The 21387-nt window shown below is 55.3% G+C and carries 14 protein-coding genes, 1 tRNA gene and 1 pseudogene; 8 read left to right on the plus strand and 8 right to left on the minus strand.

Annotation, left to right across the window (positions count from 1 at the left end):
- Positions 1-124: 124 nt before the first annotated feature.
- A complete protein-coding gene (locus NMUL_RS13790) occupies positions 125-5173 on the minus strand; it encodes a hypothetical protein (protein ID WP_011381932.1) in 5049 nt (1682 codons plus the stop codon).
- A gap of 440 nt (positions 5174-5613) precedes the next feature.
- Between NMUL_RS13790 and NMUL_RS16430 the strand changes: the two genes are divergently transcribed.
- From NMUL_RS16430 to NMUL_RS16650, 5 genes and pseudogenes are all read left to right on the plus strand, one after another.
- The gene (locus NMUL_RS16430; RefSeq protein WP_080557725.1) at positions 5614-5673 is read left to right on the plus strand and encodes a hypothetical protein; all 60 of its coding nucleotides are present in this window, start codon (positions 5614-5616) and stop codon (positions 5671-5673) included.
- A 300-nt stretch (positions 5674-5973) separates the two neighbouring features.
- A pseudogene (locus tag NMUL_RS15505) lies at positions 5974-6716 on the plus strand (IS5 family transposase).
- 69 nt (positions 6717-6785) lie between these two features.
- Entirely contained in the window at positions 6786-8087 is a 1302-nt protein-coding gene (locus NMUL_RS15060) for a PEP-CTERM sorting domain-containing protein (RefSeq protein ID WP_011381934.1), read from the plus strand.
- A 491-nt stretch (positions 8088-8578) separates the two neighbouring features.
- Positions 8579-9481, plus strand: coding sequence for a PEP-CTERM sorting domain-containing protein (locus NMUL_RS16050; RefSeq protein ID WP_238529832.1), 903 nt, complete (start codon positions 8579-8581; stop codon positions 9479-9481).
- A 31-nt stretch (positions 9482-9512) separates the two neighbouring features.
- A complete protein-coding gene (locus NMUL_RS16650) occupies positions 9513-9608 on the plus strand; it encodes a tyrosine-type recombinase/integrase (protein ID WP_202944828.1) in 96 nt (31 codons plus the stop codon).
- Between the two features lie 193 nt (positions 9609-9801).
- On the opposite strand, the gene NMUL_RS13815 is transcribed toward NMUL_RS16650, so the two are convergent.
- Positions 9802-9877 (minus strand) — tRNA-Phe (locus NMUL_RS13815).
- A gap of 343 nt (positions 9878-10220) precedes the next feature.
- Between NMUL_RS13815 and NMUL_RS13820 the strand changes: the two genes are divergently transcribed.
- Genes NMUL_RS13820 through lspA form a run of 3 tightly spaced genes read left to right on the plus strand, consistent with a single transcriptional unit; the run spans position 10221 to position 14609 of the window.
- Positions 10221-11228 (plus strand): bifunctional riboflavin kinase/FAD synthetase, encoded by a 1008-nt coding sequence (locus NMUL_RS13820; RefSeq protein ID WP_011381936.1) that lies wholly within the window; start codon positions 10221-10223, stop codon positions 11226-11228.
- Positions 11229-11267: 39 nt separating this feature from the next.
- The gene (gene ileS, locus NMUL_RS13825) at positions 11268-14099 is read left to right on the plus strand and encodes an isoleucine--tRNA ligase (protein ID WP_011381937.1); all 2832 of its coding nucleotides are present in this window, start codon (positions 11268-11270) and stop codon (positions 14097-14099) included.
- Between the two features lie 27 nt (positions 14100-14126).
- Positions 14127-14609, plus strand: a complete 483-nt coding sequence (gene lspA, locus NMUL_RS13830; protein WP_011381938.1) for a signal peptidase II — start codon at positions 14127-14129, stop codon at positions 14607-14609.
- 20 nt (positions 14610-14629) lie between these two features.
- Here the strand turns inward: lspA and NMUL_RS13835 are convergent, their stop codons facing one another.
- The 6 genes from NMUL_RS13835 to haoB all read right to left on the minus strand — a co-directional run bounded on the left by NMUL_RS13835 (position 14630) and on the right by haoB (position 21379).
- On the minus strand, positions 14630-15184 hold the full coding sequence (locus tag NMUL_RS13835; RefSeq protein ID WP_011381939.1) for a cob(I)yrinic acid a,c-diamide adenosyltransferase: 555 nt from the start codon (positions 15182-15184) through the stop codon (positions 14630-14632).
- 54 nt (positions 15185-15238) lie between these two features.
- Positions 15239-16771: a DEAD/DEAH box helicase gene (locus NMUL_RS13840; RefSeq protein WP_011381940.1), complete on the minus strand. Its 1533-nt coding sequence runs from the start codon at positions 16769-16771 to the stop codon at positions 15239-15241.
- A 239-nt stretch (positions 16772-17010) separates the two neighbouring features.
- Positions 17011-17793, minus strand: coding sequence for a hypothetical protein (locus NMUL_RS13845; protein WP_011381941.1), 783 nt, complete (start codon positions 17791-17793; stop codon positions 17011-17013).
- A gap of 282 nt (positions 17794-18075) precedes the next feature.
- A complete protein-coding gene (locus NMUL_RS13850; RefSeq protein WP_011380157.1) occupies positions 18076-18678 on the minus strand; it encodes a NapC/NirT family cytochrome c in 603 nt (200 codons plus the stop codon).
- 1 nt (position 18679) lies between these two features.
- Positions 18680-19387, minus strand: coding sequence for a cytochrome c-550 CycA (gene cycA, locus NMUL_RS13855; RefSeq protein ID WP_011380158.1), 708 nt, complete (start codon positions 19385-19387; stop codon positions 18680-18682).
- 876 nt (positions 19388-20263) lie between these two features.
- The gene (haoB, locus tag NMUL_RS13865; RefSeq protein WP_011380159.1) at positions 20264-21379 is read right to left on the minus strand and encodes a hydroxylamine oxidation protein HaoB; all 1116 of its coding nucleotides are present in this window, start codon (positions 21377-21379) and stop codon (positions 20264-20266) included.
- Positions 21380-21387 lie beyond the last annotated feature (8 nt).

Genomic DNA, 21387 nt, shown 5'->3' on the forward strand with positions numbered 1-21387 from the left:
GCTAAAAGCCAGGGGGAAGCGACTGAAGAAACAGCCTTACAAATCCTCCGGTTCCTTTGAGGATATTGATATCAAAAAAGAGCGCCCGCTCGGGACGCTCAAATGTGAACAGTTTTTCTCGTTCCTAGGATTTTGCCGAGTTGAAGTTGCCCAGGAGAATCAGGTCGCCCGGCACACCACAACTGCTGAACGAGATGTAGTTGTTCGATGGAAACAACAGGTTTTTCAGCGCGAATACCGAAATGGAATCGAACTGGATGGACAGCTTTTCCGCAATCTGCGCCGGCACCTGGCTCTGTATCTGCTGATTGACCTGCGCGGCCAGATCGTCAGAGCCGCTAGGTCCTCCTCCCGACAAGTGACCGCTGACCACAACTCCCTGACCGGAAGTCTTGATCTCGATGGTCTGGTTGCGCCCGCTTCCACCCACATTCAGTGGCAACGCAGCTTTCACCTCGATTGTCACGTCCGTTGCCAGCTTGGAATCGCTGCAGCGGGGGTCGCAATTCCACAGGCAGGGATAGTAAGACGTGCAGGCACGCTGGTTGTATTGCAGGGATTGCCCGCGCGACCCGCTGTAATACATTTGTCCGTTTGCCTGCACGACAATGGCGGTGTCCGCCAGCGACCAGGAAACGTCGTTTCCGCCCGGAATCGAGTAGGTATACTGGGTCATCGATCCACTGCCATGACCGCTGCTGGTGGACGAGGTGTGGTTGAGTTTGCTCAAGTCCACGCTGCCGGTGACGCTGGCACTGGTGAATTTAGCCGACCACGCCTTGGCTGGACTGCCTGGATCGAGCCCTTGCAGTGCCCAGCCATTGTTTCTCAAGCTTTGCGGAAGCACATCCTTGAATATCAGCGCAGAGCGGACGATCATGCTGTTGCTCTGACCCTGCGGAATCGGCTCAGGGATATTGTTCAGAAAAGCCTGGGAGTAATTCAGCGCTGCCCGTCCCCCGGTCATGATGAAGAGCTGCAGCATCTCGTTATTGCCGGGTGTCTGAAGCGGCTTGAAGATAAAATCGCTTGGCTTGAGTGACTCCAGCGTGGGAATAGCGGTCAGGTCGAGCTGATTGATCAGGTAGACCACAGGGTTATTGACGAAGTATTCCTTCACCGCCTTGTTGAATTCCACCTTCGTTGCATCGCTCAGATCGATGTTGCTGATCGAGAACGTTCCCTCCTGCATGTCGAGCTGCACTTTCAAGACGTTGTGATTGCTGTTGTCAATCTTGACCGTTCCTGCCACCTTGGCCAGCTGAATCACCGCCGCCAGGGTTTCGCCGCCGATCGATTGGGGGGCATCGCACTGCTCAGGAAAGGATCCCACTTTCGAACAACGCTGCACTGAACCGTTCAAAACCTCCATTCTCAGCATCGCGGTATTGTTGTTATTGATGCTGAAACTCAGAAGGGGGTAGCCGTATTCGATGGTAAAGCGGTTGATCACGGTCACGTCGCCAGGGTATTTCTCCGAGGTGTTGACAACGATTCTGTTTTTGTAGGCCGTGTCCTTTTTCAGGGCTTCGTACTGGTTCTTCAGCGCTCTGTTGATCTCTTCCAGATTCATGTTGAATACCACATCCCAGCCGTTGGTGCAGCTTCCCTGAGCGTACATCTGCTTCAGCAACGTGTCTGCGGAGGGCAAGGTTGGAGCTGGAGCCGCAGCGAGCAGCGGGCGGAAACCTTCAGCCAAACCATCGGCCGCCGGGGCCGCAAGCACCGGGGGCAAGCCGGATGCGAGCAGGCGATTCAATGCGCGGCGCTGCATGACTTTCTGCGCATCTGCAATTCTTGCTTCCAGCACGAAGGACAACCGGATCGTCAAACTATCGCCATTGAACTGCAGGCCCTTGTTCGTGCTCGTGTTCGGCAGCGAAACCTCCCAGATGGAAAAGGGCGTCACCCGGCTTACACCTTCAGACCAGGATTGCCCCCCGTCGGAAAACCTGGGCGAGTTGTCCTGGGCGTTATAGTTGTATATGCGCTCGCGCCACGGTGTGCGGAATGTCAGCGGATCGCGATGAAGGTTGCGGTCATGAAAGGGGGTTCCGCCGTAGGCCAGGCGCAGCAGATAAGTGCCGCTTTCAGTCGACCTGACACCTTCCACGGAAGCAACCACGGAAACGATCCTGGCGTTGACGTACTGGTAGAACGCCGGCGCATCCAGGAAGATGGTGGTGCGAAAGATATTGCCACCAGTCAATTCCTCGGGCTTCACCCCTTCGATGACATATTCGATCGGCCGGGTTCGTGTGACCTGATACTGCGCGAGGAGGGATTTGGCTTCCAGCGTGGCGGCTTTCTGCTGAACCACCGCGGCGCTGAATTTCAGCAGGCTGTACGCCAGCACGGGTGTGGCGGGCTGAAGGTTGGCGTATTGAAGCGCCAGGTCCTGCATCAGGAATGCCTTGGCAAGAATCGTGAGCATCTGGTTCTGGATGAATGTCAGGTGCCCGGTCAACGCCACCAGATCGATGGCGGACCGGTCCAGATCCTTCACCTGGGCAGGATGCAGCTTCTGCTGCAATTCCTCCAGCCGTTTTGCCTGGCGGCTGTTGATCTCCTTCTGCTTCTGATTGGTATAGATGTCCCGTTGCAGGACGTGCAATGCGGATTCAGCGCTGGTTACAGCCTTGCCGCGCAGCACCATCGTGGCAAAAGCCGCTTGCAGGCCCGCCTTTTCCGGTTTGATGTCCGGACCCGATGCCATGATCTGGTTGAACTGGATCGACATTTCGTCCCAGGAAAGCATCGAGGGATTACCGAACTGCCCATCATCCAGATCATCCAGCGCGTGCTGGGCGTTTTCCAGAGCCTTGGCGCCGGTGCTCGCGCCGGTATAGAGCTTGGACAGGGCGTTGAGCACATTCAGCGTCTTCTGGATACGTTGCACGGTGAGGCCAAGATCTTTCACTGCGGAAATGGAGGATGCCGGGATGGCAATGGAAGTGCCAAGGCTGAACAGATTGGTGGCCACTTCCAGGCCGAACTTGATCGCCTCCATGGTTTGCCACTGCTGCACCGCGGATTTATATTTCTGTACCGCCAGGTTCACTTCTCCCTGGGCTTCGAACAGTGACGCGCGCAGATCGTTGATCTTGTTCTGCTGCTGGTCGGCCTCGGCCTTGCTCTGGGCAATCAGCGAATCGTAGAATCCTTCCAGGTCTCTCTGCTGCTCGGCATTCGCCTTGATCACATCGCTGACCAGCTCGCCCGACTTGATGATGTTCTCATTAAGCCTCCTGCCGACATCGATCACCCTTTCTTCCAGGCGCCGGACGGCCATGCGCTGTTCGTTTTGCGCCACCTGCAGCTGTATCCTGTCCAGATAGCTGAGTATGCTTTGCACATACTGCTCATAGTCCGTGTAAGGCAGAATCGGAACAAAGCTGCCATATTCCGGATTGATGGCGTAGCTGGCGAGATCCATCGCACGGATGCGCAACGCAATCAGTTCTTCGCTACCGCTTGCGCCCGATAGAAATTCCGCCAACCAGCTCAGATAATCGCGCACGAACTGCTGGAGACAGCCATTGGCTTTGCCCGACTGGTCGCTGATGACCGCCTCTGCAAATGTCATGGAAAACTGAAGGCTGTTCACAAGCAACGGCACCGCCTCGGCGGGAGGCACAACGCGCACGTCATCCGCGACAAAAGGCACTGCCTCCGGCCCCTCGCCTTCCAGGTTGAACCTGAGTCCATCCACGATGACACTGTAGCGTGAACCGGAACTGTTTCTGATAGCCAAAGCACCCAGAAACTCGTCACATCCCAACTGCAGCGATTCAAATGCTTCATCCGCCAGGGAGATCGCCCTGGGCTGGCCTTGTACCCGCATATCCAGCACCTGCCCGAACAGCCGCACTTTTTTTCCGGGCACTTCGATGGTTTTATTGCTGCCCACGGACAATACGTTGGCAAGAAGGATGAAATCCTGCACTTCTTCGGCAGCCACGAGCTGCATGTCTGCGAGATCCAGACGCGCCTTGTACGCATTGACAGTTGGAGTGGCAATGAATGACACGATCCCGGCGGTATCCTGCGGCAGCATGCGGACGAAATCGCGCGGGTCATAAATGGAAAAATTCGGCTGTATCGTCGTACGGTACTTCTGCGCCATCGCGCCCTTGAAGATGCGCTGCCAGATCAGCCCACGCTTCTGCTCGATCATCACGCTCAGGCTGGCAAGCCGCACACCTATCACCGTCTGCTGGGCGAATTCCTGCTGGAGATCGGCAAGCGACAAAAGGGAGTTGACGTTGAACAGCGAGAACACGCTGTTCTTTTTTGACCACAGCTTATCCAGCCAATCGCCCCGCTTGAGCGTCGAATTGAAGACGGCGGAATTGCTCAGGCAAATGACATTTCCATACTCTTCCACATAGCCGAAGATACCGGCGGCGCGGTCGGTCGTAAACTGGACAAAATTTTGAGAACCATGACCCGACAGCGGATTGCTGCCGTCCGCATAAGCCGACGTGATCCGCGCAAACTGTTCCGGCGGATAGGCAAACACCTGAAGGATGGTATCGCCCAGCTCCACACCGGAAACATAATGGGTGCCAAATTCGCGGAAAGAATCGAGGACCTTGTTGGCATCATCCTTTGTCAGTTGATCGCCGTAATCCTGCAGCCGGCTGCGCCCGGCGTGCCGCAACCTGGTCGAAGCGGAAGTGAAGGCAGGGGTGAGCCCATACTCGGGATCGGGCTGACGGGGACGCGCGTGTACCAGAATGCCGCCCACCTCCGACGCATGGTTGTCCGCTCCATCCACCCTTACCAGTTTGACCAGCGCATAACCTGATCCCGGCCTCGTCAAATCCACGCCGATGGTTTTCGAAAGTATTTCCAGGGAAGCCCGGCTGCCGGCAGCACCCGCGAGCAAGGCCCCCGGTCCAAAGGAAGGCGCATCGATGTCGCTGGAAGGCTTGACGATCTCATACGGAATCAGCTCATCCAGCAACTCCAGGGCCGTTTCATGCAGCGTAATCACAGGGTAAGACCACGAGCCCCGGTGCTCGACCGGTTCCACGGGCTTTAAATCCATCGCCTGGTGTTCAGCAGAATAGAGGATGTTGAGCACCCCCTTCTGCGGCTGCCAGTTCGGGTTAAGGCCGCGAACGAGATTGGTGGAAAAACCGATGCTGAAATCCGGATTATTGTTCATGTTATGCATATCCCTGAGAGATTGGCGATGAGGATCAAACAGGTGATTCCTGCTTGAAGAGGAAGAGACGTGGTACGGCTGAGCCAAAGAGGATATACAGGTGGTTAGCGCTTCAAGACTCGGGAATAGGGGCTGATTGGTGCTCTATTCGAGGTTTTGCCGATTGGCTTTTCAGTGGCGGGGTTGGGGGGGAATCGGTTTTGGGGGAGTCCAGAGATGAAGCGGCGCATTCGCAAATACAGGAAGCAGATCTTGGCGATCGCCCTATTGCGCGCCCCTTTCTCCGGCGCGTTCACCGGTCCCCATGGCGTGGGTATGACGTACCACCGTTCTTCAGATGAGTTCCCGCGGGAATAGCTCTAAGGAGGGCCAGCGACATCAATAACGCGGGACAGGTCCTCGCCACTGCCCTTATCCCTGAGCCTCGATCCTATGCTTTGATGCTCGCGGGCCTGATCCTAGTCGGATTCATGGTCCGGCGAAAGAGTCTGTCGGCATAAAATGCCTATATCAGGAGCACTTCACGTTGTGAGGGAGATGCGCGATGCGTGTTCGAAAAACAAAGGTCTGATTGGAAAACCAATCCGCGCACGAGTGACTTTATTTAATGAGGGAACAGCGGTAGAAATTCACCCTTGCTACTTGATCCTGCTGTTATTGCCGAGGCAACTCATTCAACCCTATTTGATAATTTATATCCCTTATCTATATTTAAAGAATACCTGCCCAGCCTAGGGCCTGTTCACAGTAGTTGATTTGTGTTTACATCCGGAATTTGGATGTGGGTCATGGATCGGGACATGTTGAGCGATGCGCAGTGGGCTCGTATTTCGGGACTATTGCCGGGCAAGCCAACCGACAAGGGAGGGCGAGCGGCGGATAACCGGTTGTTCGTTGAGGCGGTGCTATACACGGCGCGGGTTGGAAACCCCTGGCGCGACCTGCCGCCGAAGTTTGGGAACTGGCATTCGGTGTATGTGCGCTTCGCGCGCTGGGAAGCCAACGGCGTGTGGTCGCGTGTTGCCGAAGCGCTCCAGGGCGAGGCCGATCTGGAAGAGCTATTCATCGACTCAACCGTCGTGCGTGCGCACCAGCACTCGGCTGGCGCGTCAAAAAAAACGGTAGCGATCAGGCGATCGGGCGCTCGCGTGGTGGGCTGACTACCAAGATCCATGCATGCGTGGATGCCTTGGGCAATCCATTGCGCCTGATCCTCACCGGTGGCCAAGTAGCCGACATTACACAAGGGCCCGCACTGATCAATTCCATCAAGACTGATGCAGTTGTCGCCGACAAGGGATACGACAGCCACGTGTTCGTCGCAGTGATCACCGAGACGGGGGCTGAGGCCGTCATCCCGTCTCGGAGCAACCGATGCGCCTCGCGCGAGTTCGATCGGGAGCGGTACAAAGCGCGTAACCTGGTGGAGCGATTCTTCAATCGGCTCAAACAATTTCGTCGCCTCGCGACCCGCTACGACAAACTCGCCAACCGCTTCAATGCTTTCTTGCATCTGGCTTGCGCCTACATCTGGCTACTGTGAACACGCTCTAGTAATTCCGTTTTTTGGAAGTCCCATTCTTATATATCGAATACTAAGGAGGAGTTTATCGTGAAAACCTTCGTTGATTTCAAAATCCGTGGCTTTATCCTCCTTGCAACATTTTTCACCGGCTTGGGTTTCGGTACCAGCGCCTTCGCTCAAACACTACTACGTGAATATCAATACCTCGTCGACCTCAGCAGCAGGACAACAACCCGCCTTTATCAATCCCCTTTCGGCGACGTTTTTTATCGTAACATCAACGATTCGGGGCAGTTAGTGGGCAATTTTGGGGAAGCTCCTTTCCATGCTTTCATCACCGGCCCCAACGGGATAGGTATGAGAGACTTAGGCACCCTGGGGGATAATCCGGCACGTTCGAATTCATCTGCCTTTGCCATCAACAACTCAGGGCAGGTGGCAGGATTTTCTGATTCGATTCGTGACCGTCTTCAGTTTGAGTCCCATGCTTTCATCACGGGTCCTGATGGGATGGGTATGAGGAGTCTGGGCACCTTGGCCGGTAATCACCCCGCTGCTTCCAGCAGTGCTTCTGGCGTCAATGAGGCTGGCCAGGTAGTTGGTGGCTCGGTTGTTGGTGCCTCTTATCATGCTTTCATCACGGGCCCCGGTGGGATAGGTATGAGGGACTTAGGCACCTTGGGTGGTACTAACAGCCGTGCTTCTGGCATCAATGAGGCTGGCCAGGTAGTTGGTGGCTCGGTTGTTGGTGCCTCTTATCATGCTTTCATCACGGGCCCCGGTGGGATAGGTATGAGGGACTTAGGCACCTTGGGTGGTACTAACAGCCGTGCTTCTGGCATCAACGAGGCCGGGCAGGTGATAGGGAACTCTCTCACGGCTCAAAACGTTTGGCATGCTTTCATTACGGGCCCGGACGGGACGGGTATGAAAGACCTGGGCACCCTGGGCGGTACTAGCAGCAGTGCTGTTGGCATCAGCGATATCGGGCAGGTGGCGGGGAACGCTGACACGGCTGGAGGTGCCTCTCATGCTTTCGTCACCGGGGCGGATGGGATAGGTATGAGGGACTTGGGCACCTTGGGCGGAACTTCTAGCGAGGCGTATGGCATCAACGAGGCCGGGCAAGTAATAGGGGGCTCTCTCACGGCTGAAAATGTTTGGCGTGCTTTCATCACCGGCCCCGAGGGCGAAGGCATGACAGACCTCAATTCACTGGTTGATATGCCGACTGGAGAAGTTCTACTCCAGGCTACTGCTATCAATAACGCAGGGCAAGTCCTTGCAATCGGACTAATCCCTGAACCGGAAATCTATGCCTTGATACTCCCTGGGTTAGGGTTGGTCGGATTTATAGCGCGGCAAAAGAAGGCGAAGAAGCCTTGTTAATGTTAACACTACTCGTCCGTCCCATAACGCATGGAGTTTTCCAAATTCCCCGTATAGAGGCTGCCAAAACCCTCCTCCTCGAAGGATGAAACACCCCGGAAATGGTCGTTGGAGACATAATTCAGCGCTTCGGTCGGTAAGTTGGGGAATCTGGCTGCTTTCCGTTAGGTGGAACGATGTGACCGTGCGGTTATTAATATCAACTTGTTGGAGGAGACATAATATTCAGCCATTGCTTCAAAGCCAGCGGCTTTATCCCAGCTGTAGCATTTTTTGTCGCCCTCAGTTTCGTCACGCATGCCACCGCTGAACAGCATTCCTTCCTTATTGATCTTGCCAGTAAGCAAGTAACCAGCCTCGGAAGCCTGGGGGGAGGGAACACTATCGCTAGAGACATCAATGATGCCGGACAGGTGGTCGGCACTTCGACAACAGCCCAAGGCGAGACTCATGCCTTTCTAACCGGGCCCAACGGCATGGGAATGAATAGAGTGGGCATAACCACTGACCCCTTGTTAAGCTCCTTTAGTGGGGCTGTCGGAATCAACAATACTGGACAGGTTATCGGAAATTATCCGACTACGTCCGATCCAGAGGGCTTTTTTACCTGGAACCGTTCTTTCATTACTGGCCCCAATGGCGTAGGTACAACCGAACTCGGATTTGAAGCCACCGGAATTAACGATAGGGGGACAGTAGTGGGGTGGGATTCCGCTTTCCCTACCGAGTTTCTCTCCTCCGTTTATCCGGCTGTAGTATTCAGGGCCGGGAGAGAATATCAGGTCAGTGGTTTGCTTGGACCTTACGACAATTACGATCAGTTTCTGGCTATTAATAACTTAGAACAAATTGTGGGAAAGGCATCCGGAGTACATGCTGTTCTCGGCTTCTCCGATACCCCCTCGGGATTCTGGACTGACATAGGTGCCTTGACTGGAAATTACTATAGCGAGGCTGTTGGGATTAACGATGCAGGACAGGTAATAGGTTCTTACCAGGCTAACGGTGTCTCCCATGCTTTCATAACCAATGCGAGTGCCACGGAACTGACCGATCTCGGCGCACTAGGAGGCTTTGGCAGCGAGGCTCTTGGAATTAACGATATCGGACAGGTAGTTGGATGGGCCAATACGTCGGATGGAGATCGGCATGCGTTTTTTACCGGTCCTAACGGAGAAGGCATGATAGACCTCAATTCATTGGTTCACCTGTCCGAGGGGGGCATCCTCACCGCCGCTATGGGTATAAATAATGAGGGACAAGTTATTGTTCTGGCTATCCCGGAATCGGAAATCTACGCTCTGATGCTTGCTGGCCTAGGCTTGATCGGTTTCATGGTACGACGCAAGAAAGAAGAAAATCTACTGAGAAGGCAAAGGACACACGTCGTGTAGTTGCCGCCGCCGGAATGGATCCTGACGAGTTGTGCGGCACACGCTACGCCATACCGCTATCACACACTTGGTTCAAGCTGGAGTGGATCTGCCTACGGTAAAAAGGATTTCAGGGCATAAGACCTAATAATGGTTGAACGTTATGCTCACCAGAACGGCAAACATATCTTATGCTCACCAGAACGGCGAACATATCAAGACAGCAATGGATAAACTTGGGGACCGCTATCGGAAGATTAGGTAGTAATTCTCTTCGCAATTACACAAGAATTACACAAAGCAAAAGGTTTTCCGATATTAAATCTTCTAACTTGAATTACTGGTGGCCAAGGGCGGAATCGAACCACCGACACAAGGATTTTCAGTCCTCTGCTCTACCGACTGAGCTACTTGGCCTATTAAAACGATTATCCTGTAACAGTCGATTCAGGTACAGGTTTTTAACCGGCGAGATTGTAGCACAGTGCCAATTCTGTTGGAATCCAGCGTGCAAGATTAAAAACTGGAGCAACCGTAGAAACGGTACGATTTTCTTGCCGAACTACGTTTCTGTTTCACCTCTTGACCGTCTCTTGCAAACACGAAATGCAGTCAGGCATGCCGGTTACGGCAGAGTATCCAGCCTCTTAAAAACAGTGGAATTTCTTGCTCCCACACATCGGAGCATTAACCGCCTGAAAATCAGCTGCCTGAAACTCGTCCAAACAGGCTACAATTCAGCATTTTAGCAGCAATAGGCATGCGCATTTCCCACGGCACTCCCGTTCAGGCTGATGCGCCGGTTGCCCTCACCATCGGCAATTTCGATGGGGTGCATCTGGGGCACCAGGCGATGCTTGCGCGCCTGAAAAAGGCAGCTGACCGGCTTGGTGTCGAATCCTGTGTCATGATTTTCGAACCGCATCCGCGTGAATTTTTCGCACCGGATAAGGCGCCCACGCGGCTCACCAGCCTGCGGGAGAAGCTGGAGTTGCTGGCGGCAGCCGGAGTGGAGCGGGTGCAGATATGCCGCTTCGATTTCGATTTTGCCAGAATTCCGGCGGAGGATTTTATTGTCCGCATCCTTCAGCATGGTCTGGCTGCGCGCTGGATCCTGGTGGGAGACGACTTTCGCTTCGGTGCACGCCGTGCCGGTGATTATGAGATGCTCAAGGCATTTTCGGCAGAGTGCGGTTTCGAGGTGGAGGACATGCCGGGCTTTACCGTAAACGGCCTGCGGGTTTCAAGCACGGCGGTTCGCGAAGCATTGGCGGCCGGCGATCTCGACCTGGTCAAACGCCTGCTGGGCCGTTTCTACAGCATCAGCGGGCGCGTGGTGGATGGCGACAAGCTGGGCAAGAAGATCGGGTTTCCTACCGCGAACATCCAGCTCAAGCATAATCGCCCGCCGCTGGCGGGAATCTTTGCCGTTGAAGTCGAAATGGAAGCTTCGGGTAACGAGACGCCGCCGTCATTGGAAGTGCCTTCATTGGATACACTGCGGGGGGTTGCAAGCCTGGGGGTGCGTCCTACCGTGCATGAGCATGGCAAGCCGGTGCTGGAGGTTCACCTGTTCGATTTCGACCAGGAAATTTATGGCCGCCATTTGCGGGTGCATTTTCTTCACAAGCTGCGTGATGAGGAAAAATATTCCGGCCTCGAGGCGCTGACCAGACAGATTGGCCGGGATGTGGACAATGCAAAGAATTACTTCTCCTCGTTATCCGCAGCGCCCGCTCTTTCTGAAAAGAAGCTTGTGCAAGGATAAGGCTGCCATTGCTGCCATTCGCTACTTTTTCGATATTTCATGACCGACTATAAGAAAACGCTGAACCTGCCCGATACGCCTTTTCCGATGCGCGGCGATCTCGCGAAGCGAGAGCCTGTGATGCTCAAGGCATGGGAAGAAAAGGATCTTTATCAGAGAATCCGGGAAGCCTGCAAAGGCCGCCCCAAGTTCGTGCTGCATGATGGACCGCCGTATGCCAACGGGGATATACACATCGGCCACGCGGTCAACAAGATACTGAAAGACATCATCATCAAGTCGAAGACCTTGGCTGGCTTCGATGCGCCCTATGTGCCGGGCTGGGATTGCCATGGCCTGCCGATCGAGCACCAGATCGAAAAGAAGTACGGCAAGAATTTGCCGGGGGATAAGGTGCGCGAGCTATGCCGCGCTTTTGCAAAGGAGCAGGTTGCGCGGCAGAAAGCCGATTTCATCCGCCTCGGTGTCCTGGGCGATTGGGATAACCCTTACCTCACCATGAATTACCGCACGGAGGCGGGCATTATCCGTGCGTTGGGCAAAATCCATGAAAACGGCTATCTCTACCAGGGGCAAAAGCCGGTCAACTGGTGTATCGATTGCGGCTCGGCATTGGCTGAAGCGGAAGTCGAATATGAAGACAAGACCTCACCTGCGATAGACGTGAAATTCAGGGTGGCTGATCCGGCCGCATTCTGGCAAAAGGTCTTGAAACCATCGGATGATTTGCTGCCTCCGGTTACCCATGATGACAAACCCGTTTATGTCGTTATCTGGACGACCACCCCCTGGACCTTGCCGGCCAACCAGGCGGTGAGTTTGAACCCTGATGAAGAATACGTTGCGATCGACACCGGAAGTGAGTTCTTACTTCTGGCCGATGCCCTTGCTGACAGCGCCTTGTCCCGCTATGGAATCTTAAAAGCCGATGTAAGCATTGCGGGCAGATGTACGGGTGCCGCCTTGGAACACATGTTGCTGCAGCATCCGTTTTACTCCCGGCAGGTGCCCATCATTCTGGGAGAACATGTCACCATGGATGCGGGAACAGGTGCGGTGCATACCGCTCCCGCGCATGGGGTGGACGATTATGTGGTGGGCCAGAAGTACGGCTTGCCGGTGGATAATCCGGTGGGGAATGACGGACGCTTCTTCGATTCTGTGCCGCTCGTCGGCGGGCTTTCCATATGGAAGGCGAACGAGGTGGTAATACAGGCATTGGAGAAGAACGGCCTTTTGTTGAAGAACGAAAAGCTTCAACACAGCTACCCGCACTGCTGGCGGCATCGGACACCGATCATCTTCCGCGCGACCCCCCAGTGGTTTATATCCATGGACAAGGAAGTCTCGCGTAAGAATCATGGTGAAGTTGCGCAATCGCTGCGCGAATCGGCGACAGCCGCCGTGGAGGCAACCGCCTTTTACCCGTCCTGGGGAAAAGCCCGGCTGGAAGCGATGGTCAACAACCGGCCGGACTGGTGCATTTCGCGCCAACGCAACTGGGGTGTGCCGATGGCGCTTTTCGTCAACAAGGAAACCCATGAACTGCACCCGCGCACGAGCGAACTGCTGGAGCAGGTTGCTCAACGGGTGGAGCAGGAAGGGATTGAAGCATGGTTTCGTTTGGATGCGAAGGAACTCCTGGGAGAGGAAGCGAAAGATTACAAGAAGCTTACGGATACGCTGGATGTGTGGTTCGATTCGGGTACGACGCACGATACGGTTCTGAAGCCTGATCCGCAATTGAAGTATCCGGCCGACCTTTACCTGGAGGGGTCGGACCAGCACCGCGGCTGGTTCCAGTCCTCCCTGCTCACCGGTTGCGCGATTGACGGGCGCGCTCCTTACGATGCCCTGCTCACGCATGGCTTCGTGGTGGACGGGCACGGCCATAAGATGAGCAAATCCAGGGGGAATGTGATTGCGCCGCAGAAGGTGATGGATACGTCGGGAGCGGATATCCTGCGATTATGGGTGGGGTCCACGGATTATTCGGGAGAGCTTTCGATATCGGATGAAATCCTGAAGCGGGTGGTGGAGAGCTACCGGCGGATACGCAATACGCTGCGTTTTCTGCTTGCCAATCTTGCAGATTTTGATTCATCAACCGATGCCGTGCCCATCGAGCAGTGGCTGGAAATAGACCGCTACATTCTGGCCTTTACGAGAAGGCTCCAGGATAAGGTGGTGGAAGATTACTGCAACTTTGACTTTCATTTGATCGTGCATCGCTTGCATAACTTCTGTTCCGAGGATCTTGGCGGTTTCTACCTCGATGTCCTCAAGGACCGGCTATATACAGCCAGCGCCAATGGTCTTCCGCGCCGTTCCGCCCAAAGCGCGCTGCATCACATTGCCCATAGCCTCGTGCGCTTGTTTGCGCCCATCCTCAGCTTTACTTCCGAAGAGGTATGGCAATATCTCCACGGCGATTCGGAGAACAGCATTTTCCTGCATACATGGCACAGGCTACCGCCGCAGCCGGATGAGGAAGCGCTCGTGACGCGCTGGAGCAGGATACGCGAATTGCGCTCGCAGGTTCAAAAAGCCCTGGAGGAGTCGCGCGCCTCCGGGAAGATCGGTTCTTCGCTTGCAGCCGAGGTGCAGATTCGAGTTTCTGGAGATGATTTTTCTCTGCTGGAGTCGCTAGGCGATGATCTCCGGCTTGTCATGATCACCTCGGCAGCGCAGGCCGTTCACATTGAGAAACTGGAGGGCGAAAGCATTGCCGTAACGCCCAGCGTCCACCCGAAATGCGAACGGTGCTGGCATTATCGGGAGGATGTAGGTGTGGACAGGGAGCACCCGACCATTTGCGGGCGATGCGTATCCAACCTGTATGGGGCGGGCGAGGCTAGACGATATGCTTGAACAAGTTTCTTGGGAGGACAGGCTTATATGAAGCTGTGGGTAAGCCTGGTTATTGCGCTGATTGTAGTGGTGCTCGATTTCGTCACGAAGCGCTGGATAGAGGGCGTATTGGATTATGGCGAGCATGTGCCGCTGACCGGTTTTTTCAATCTGGTGCTGGCATATAACGCGGGAGCCGCGTTCAGCTTCCTGAGTGATGCGGGAGGGTGGCAGCGCTGGTTTTTCACGACCGTTTCCGCAGGCGCTTCTGTATTAATCGTTTTTTTGCTGTACAGGCATGCGGCAGATAAACTTTTCTGCATCGCTTTGAGCCTGATCCTCGGAGGTGCCCTGGGGAACTTATGGGACCGGGCTACCCTGGGTCATGTCGTCGATTTTCTGGATTTCCATGTAGCGGGCTATCACTGGCCCGCCTTCAACGTCGCGGATTCAGCGATTTCGCTTGGAGCCGTATTGCTGGTGATCGACGGTTTTCGGCGAAAGGATGCCGATATCGCAAAGAGCAGGTGATTCCAGCGCAAGAAGAGGTTTCAGACGGCGGTCTTGCCGGGCTGCCACATCACGTCTTCCACACCTTGCTGCCGATTCAGGAAGCGGCATAATACGAACAGAAAATCCGACAGCCGGTTGAGATACTGAAGATGGGCAGGAATCAACGTTTCTGCCTGGTAGAGCTCTACGAGCCGCCTTTCGGCGCGACGGCATACTGCGCGGGCAACGTGGCATAATGAAGCGGCGCGGGTGCCACCGGGAAGTATGAATTCCCCGAGCGCCGGTAACCCTTCGTTGTAATGGTCCAGTTGCGCCTCCAGGCGGTTGGCCTGTCCGACATTGATAGTGACCCGTCCGGGAATGCACAGATCCCCGCCCAGATCGAACAGCTCGTGCTGGATATCTTCCAGTTTTATCCTGATATCGCCATCCAGCGCTTCCGCAAGCAACAGGCCAATGAAACTGTTGAGCTCATCAACCATGCCCATGGCTTCGACGCGCTGACTGTGCTTGGAAGAGCGGGTACCGTCCCCCAGTCCAGTCGTCCCGTCATCACCCGTCCGCGTATAGATCCTGCTCAGGCGCTTTCTCATGCCAGTCGTCAGGTCAATTCGGGGAGTGATTTTCGTTAACCGGGCAATACGACCTCACCCTTCCTGCCCCTGCTTGCTTTGACCGCGTGGCGGCATGAATAACGCGGGAATGGGTTTTTTTTGCTGCTTATGGGCAAAATAGTCGAACCGTTTTTCCGGCAGGGGTGTTTCGGACTTGGCACTGGTTCTGTCCGAAGGCTCTCCTGAAAACGTGCCCGGCGTATAGGGCTGGGTAAAGAGCGGGTCCTCCGGCAACTTGCCGGTTCTGCGGGAGCCTGCATGCTCCTTGGAACTCCTGGCAGTTTTACCCTTGGTCCCGTTAAGCGACATAACCGAATTTGCCTGCTCCAGTTTCCGCGGCTGCGATCCGCGAGGCTGCGACCCCGCAGATTTCTGATCGATTCTTCCGTGCGAGATCGCAGCTTCCCCTTGAGCAACCGGGGTTTCCGGCTCGAAACCTGGAACGACTTTCGATTCCAGCTTGAATTTGAGCAATTTCTCGATGCCTTTGAGTAATTCCGCCTCATCCTCGCATACGAGTGATACGGCATCGCCCTTGGTTCCAGCCCGGCCCGTGCGGCCAATGCGATGTACGTAATCCTCGGGATTTGTCGGTAACTCGAAATTGACCACGTGCGGCAATTCCTCGATGTCCAATCCCCGGGCAGCCACGTCGGTCGCCACCAGGACGCGGACCACGCCCTGTTTGAATTTTGCCAGCGCTTCGGTACGCTGCGTCTGGGTTTTGTCCCCATGAATCGCCGTTGCACTGATATGGTCCCGTTCCAGCTGGTGAGCCAGGCGGCTCGCTCCATGCTTGGTCCGGGCAAATACCAGAACCTGTTGCAGGTCTTGCGATTTGATGAGGTGCGCCAACAATTCACGCTTGCGCTCGCGAACCACAGGATGTACAACATGAGTTATCAATTCAGTGATGGTGTTGCGCCTAGCGACTTCGACCAGTACCGGCTCTCTCAGAAGCTTCCCCGCAAGTTTCTTGATTTCATCGGAAAATGTGGCCGAAAACATCAGGCTCTGGCGCTGGGATGGCAGCAATGCAAGAATGCGCTTGATATCCGGCAAAAAACCCATGTCGAGCATCCGGTCTGCCTCATCCAGTATGAGAATCTCTACCTTGGATAAGTTGATCGCCTTCTGCTGAACGTGATCCAGGAGCCGTCCCGGCGTAGCCACCAGAATTTCTACCCCCGCCCGCAACTCTCGAGTTTGCGGTTCCATATCCACCCCGCCGTAAACTGCAGCGTATCTCAGTGGAAGATACTTGCCATACGTTTTTACGCTCTCGTGCACCTGGATAGCGAGTTCGCGCGTGGGAACGAGAATCAGCGTACGGATGGGGTGCCGGGCGGGAGAGGCGCTGGTGTTGGCGCCGGATTGCAGGAGATTCAACATCGGCAATGTAAAACTCGCAGTCTTGCCGGTACCGGTCTGTGCTGCGCCCATGATATCCCTGCCTTCGAGGATATGGGGAATTGCCTGGGTCTGAATCGGAGTTGGGTCGGTATAGCCTTGATCTGCTATGGCGCGCAGAATCTCGGGCGTTAAATTAAGTTCGGTAAACGACATATTCAATACTTCGAGACCGCATGACAAGGGGTGTCGACGCGGTCGGAGGAGGATAATTTATAAATAAGGAAATGATGTACAACACTGGTTGTAGAAGATGAAGAGACTAAACGCGATGTAGAGCGTTGAACAGCATTGGTCTATTTGCGACGCATCGAATTTATTAAGGTGTATCAGTATTAACGTCGCCCGATAATCAAAAGTTTAGACTATCTGTGAATTATAAAATTCATTCGTTCCTAATCATTTCTCGCTTGCTGGCGAATACTTTCGGGCTTGGTTCCTCTGATCCATTCGCCGCTTTTCGTGAAAACACGCAATAATACCGGTGCGCCACCAATCGCTACCGCATCGACGAGGCAATACCACGCCGCTACACCGCTGGGCGGATTTCCCTGGGACAAACTGAGGACAGGCTCTATCGTAGCCCACTTCCATGTCCCGACCGCGGTGCCGATCAATTCCAGCCAGGTGGTAATAAAAAAGGCTGCCAGATAAACCATTGGGGAGCGGCCCTTGAACAGATATATCAGAAACACGCAAAATAGCAGTGCCCCTACCTGATCTCCCTGCTCAGGGTATCCGCTGATCCCCCAGAGCGACCAGAGACCACAGGTCAGGACCACGAAAGCCGCTATTTTTCGGGAATGCCTCAGAAAGAGGCCGGAGCGGGCCAGGGCGACTGCGGTAAGGTAAACCATGCCATGCCCAGGGGGCACGTAGGCTGGCACATTTCCAAAACGATAGGTGTAGCCCTGCATGTAAATGGAAGCAAAATGCTCACCCGCAGTAGCGAAAGCGACCGCGATGATCACTTGCATCCGCACTTCTTTATTTTCGCCAATCAACAGTCCGAACAGAAACGTCCAGGCAATCAATCCCATGAAGTTTTGCTGCGCGAGACTGCCAGTTGCATCCAGATTCAGGCTGATCGCTACACAAAGAAAAGTGAGTGTGGCGATAAAGTAGTCACGCATCCTGTGCGCATAGGGAGTATCTGGTTTGGGAAAGTTGCGTAACATTTCTTGGATCTAGTGTTGGAGACAGCTGCCCGGAGGCCGTAGGATAATTTAACCCGCACGAGGCTTAACAACTATAAAGTGTGAACCATACCATACATCCGGGATTTCTTTGTGGCGTTTCTGCGGGGAGATAGGCAGGAAGACGAAATCAAGGCCTCCATGAAATAAAACCACTGTTTCCGGTTGTTACCGGAAACAGTGGTTGAACAGCAAAATTACTCGTATTGTTGTCAGGCGTCTTGAAGGAATAGGGGTACCAACCGCCAGCAAATCGGCTGATTATTACTCCTCGTCTTCCTCATCCTCGTCGTCGTCATCCTTTTTTTCGGGCTTGAGCACCATCTTGCCCTGCTTGATGCTCTCGTTCAAGTCGGTTTCTGCAACTTCCTTGTGCACCAGGTTCTGGTGGCAGTCGATGCAGGTGGCGCCTTCCGTCTCCATCTTCTTGTGCGCGGCCTTGGCATCGGCTCCGGGAGGCTGCGGATTCTTGTGGCAGGCGCGGCAGGTGCGGCTGTCCCACTTCTTGAGATTCATGCGCGCATCGTGCGCCATGATCAGGCGGCGCTCGTTGAATTTCTCCAGCGTGGAGTAGTCATTGACCATCTCCAGATAAAGCTCGCGCGCTCCGTCCACCACATGGGTCGCCACCGCCAGGTGGAAGTTCTGCAATCCCTGCGGGATGTGGCAGTCCTTGCAACCGGGGTTGGCGCCCAGGGCGCCATAGTGCGAGGATTCCTTCAACTCCTCGGCCGGATAAGTCATGGAGTGGCAACTGGTGCAGAATTCGGTGGTGGAGACGGCCGCTTCGCCGCCCAATACCACCGCCACCATCACCACGCCCAAGAGTGTGCCCACCAGGAGGGCACTACCTGTCTTCATCGCCATGTCAGTCGTCCGAACCTTTCTCGCCTACCTTGGCGCTGGACTGGAATTCATCGTGGTACTTGAACTTCGGATCCCCCGTGAAGACCCCATCGAGCTTGTAGTGCTCGTGCATGGCCTTGGTGTCCTTGACGTACTTGTCAAAGTCGAAGGTGTATTTCTTGTCCACGTCCGGGGTGAAGGGGGTGTAGGGTTCCTTGGCACCTTTCCACGGGCTGCCCTTGTAGTTCATGTGGCAGGCATTGCAGCTTTCCTCGAAGCTGAAGTCCTGCCCGGCATCGGCCAGCACCTGGCGGGAGGTGGTCTTCTTCGATTTCTCGAAAGCGGCGCCGGATTTGCGGTGGATGCCGCGGTACTTGGAGCCGGGTCCATGGCAGGATTCGCAGCCTACCCCGGTCAGGAACTTGCTCGGGTCGTCAATCGTGTAGCCGCCTTCCTTGCCCCAGCCATCCACATGACAGCCGACGCAGTCCTTGTCCTTGGTGTAGTCCTTGGCAGGATCGAGCTTGGCCTTCTTCTTGGCTTCGGCCTTGTTGTTGGGCTTCAGCGAGTCCATGGCCTTGGCGTGCGCCGTGCTGCCCCAGGATTCGGCCTGGCTCTTGTGACAGGAACTGCATTTCTTGCGGCCTTCAAACGATTCGGCAGAGGCGCTGCCGGCCATGACCGCAAACAGGGCTGCTGCGGCCAGGGCGAGTGTCATGCGATGGTTCATCCTTCCTCCTTTTTTCTTTCGGCAAATATATCCGTTGTTTCCGTTATATCCCTGGATTCGATTCTTGTATTTCTTCCAGCTCCATGCGACTGCAACCTGATCCGCATCCTGTTTTTCATTGCTTCCTGCTGCTTGTTCTTGTTCTTGTTCTTTTTTACTGTATTTCCCTGTTATTGTAATGCGCTTGCAATGATCGCAATGTCAGGACACACTTTTTATTGTGTCCATACTGTATCTCTGGTTCATACAGACGGGTAGCACCAGTACCATCACTCTTTCTGGTACCACTGGTACCGGTGGCACCCCCAGCGCAGCACGGGGGACCCGCAAAGCGGGGTCGGGCAGGGGGACCCGGAGCGCGGCGCGAGGGGCCCGCAAAGCGGGATCGGGCAGCGGGGGGGCGCCGGGATCGCGCCTGATACAAAGTGTACGGATGCATGGCTGTATCGTCGCCGAATTCTTTTTTCCCACGCGCGATCCCTTCCCGCAGCTTATATCCGGTATCGTGTTTCGGCTTGCTACAGCAAAAATCCTTGTTCCCGTGCAGGCCGCTTTGCAGTTCGATCGCCTTGAGAAGTACCGCGGCCGTGCCGGGTGCAGATGCGCAGAGGATCTGCGACAGGCTCAGCGTCGGTCGGGGACAAGGGCTACAGATGAATGGAAGAAACGCGGGCAACAGACATGACCTGTTCCGCATTCTGAATCAGGACTCAACAAGCTGTCAGGCAGAACCTGGCCTGCTTCAGGTAAATAAAAACAGCCCGGGCAAAGCCGGGCTGTGTTGCTACGTTTGATGAGGTGGCCCTACAGATGCGGTTGTCGGCAGAAGTGGGTGGTCATTAACCTGTGCCGTTTGCGTCAACCGCGATAGCGGATTTACTCGGCGGCCGGAGGCAGGACGGGCGCCGGAAAGGAGGCGGCATCCTCCGGGGTGGCGCCGGCTGAGGCAGGTTCCTTGCCGCCCGGTATCCTGTACACCCAGTAGCCCCCGGTCTGGTAGATGAGCTGCACCGCGGTCAGGTCAAGCGGCATCGACTGGGTGAAGGGCAGCATCTGCGCAATCAGGGTCTGGTCGCTTTTGTCATCCTTGAGGAAGTAGCCGCGCACCAGCCTGTCCGAGAGGGATTGCAGGGTGTAGGTCTTGTAGTTGTTGTCCAGCACCCATCGCTTGAGATAGTCGACCATGCCATGCATGTTGCCTTCCATGGGGAAGTTGCGATAGGCAACGTCGAACCGCCCCGGACGCATGACGCCAAGCTTGTACAGGTCGGTGACATGAATGGCAAGATAGGCTTCGCGATCGCCCGCCAGTTCGCGCAGGATGGCAGCCCCCGCTTGAGGTTCGGCCATCAGGGCATCGGCAAAGCGCTCGAATTTCTGCTCTTCTTCCCGTCCTGCCTTGCCGCCCCAGAAGTCGTCTTCGTATTTGCGGATGGCGTCAGCCTGCTTCTGCCACGGCGTCGGTATGACGAGGTAATCGGAGAACTGTCCGCTGAACAGGGTGTCGCGCTTCGAGAGAAGCTTGAGCTGGCGCGAGGTGTCCCACCAGCCAAGCACCAGCGCATCCTTGCCCGCGTACTTGTCGATGGCGGCAGCCAGAGTGGCCAGTTCGTTGAGTTTGAGATCGGTCGTGAGCAGCAGCTCACTCGTGCGGTTTTCCCAGTCGAGCCTCACCTGCGGGCCATTGGCCTGACGTGCCGCATGCAGCACCGCCAGCGGCTGGGGAATGTCTTCGGCAAAGACTTCATACCGGGCAATGGAAAGGTCCGGCCACTTGCCCAGTCCAAGCTGCGGGAATTTGTCTGCGCTGCCTTCTTCCGCCAGCTGGTAGCGGTAGGGGGCAGGCCCGGGATTGAACCATGCCCAGGCAAACCACAGGAGCAAAAGAATTCCTCCCGCCACCAGGAGAATGCCCAGTGAGGGGAGGAGTTTAGAGCCAGGCCGCGCCCCCGGGGTGGGGGCAGCGGCGCGGCTGGAAGTTGAGGCTGTCAAACTTGTTA

Source organism: Nitrosospira multiformis ATCC 25196 (genome assembly GCF_000196355.1).
In the GTDB taxonomy this organism is placed as follows: Bacteria; Pseudomonadota; Gammaproteobacteria; order Burkholderiales; family Nitrosomonadaceae; genus Nitrosospira; species Nitrosospira multiformis.

What these genes read in the sequence shown, in the direction of transcription:
- NMUL_RS13820 (WP_011381936.1), top strand. Translation starts at nt 10,221, where the DNA reads ATGCGCATTTCCCACGGCACTCCCGTTCAGGCTGATGCGCCGGTTGCC.
- NMUL_RS13850 (WP_011380157.1), bottom strand. Translation starts at nt 18,678, where the DNA reads ATGGCGATGAAGACAGGTAGTGCCCTCCTGGTGGGCACACTCTTGGGC.
- NMUL_RS13790 (WP_011381932.1), bottom strand. Translation starts at nt 5,173, where the DNA reads ATGAACAATAATCCGGATTTCAGCATCGGTTTTTCCACCAATCTCGTT.
- NMUL_RS13840 (WP_011381940.1), bottom strand. Translation starts at nt 16,771, where the DNA reads ATGTCGTTTACCGAACTTAATTTAACGCCCGAGATTCTGCGCGCCATA.
- lspA (WP_011381938.1), top strand. Translation starts at nt 14,127, where the DNA reads ATGAAGCTGTGGGTAAGCCTGGTTATTGCGCTGATTGTAGTGGTGCTC.
- ileS (WP_011381937.1), top strand. Translation starts at nt 11,268, where the DNA reads ATGACCGACTATAAGAAAACGCTGAACCTGCCCGATACGCCTTTTCCG.
- cycA (WP_011380158.1), bottom strand. Translation starts at nt 19,387, where the DNA reads ATGAACCATCGCATGACACTCGCCCTGGCCGCAGCAGCCCTGTTTGCG.
- NMUL_RS13835 (WP_011381939.1), bottom strand. Translation starts at nt 15,184, where the DNA reads ATGAGAAAGCGCCTGAGCAGGATCTATACGCGGACGGGTGATGACGGG.
- NMUL_RS13845 (WP_011381941.1), bottom strand. Translation starts at nt 17,793, where the DNA reads ATGTTACGCAACTTTCCCAAACCAGATACTCCCTATGCGCACAGGATG.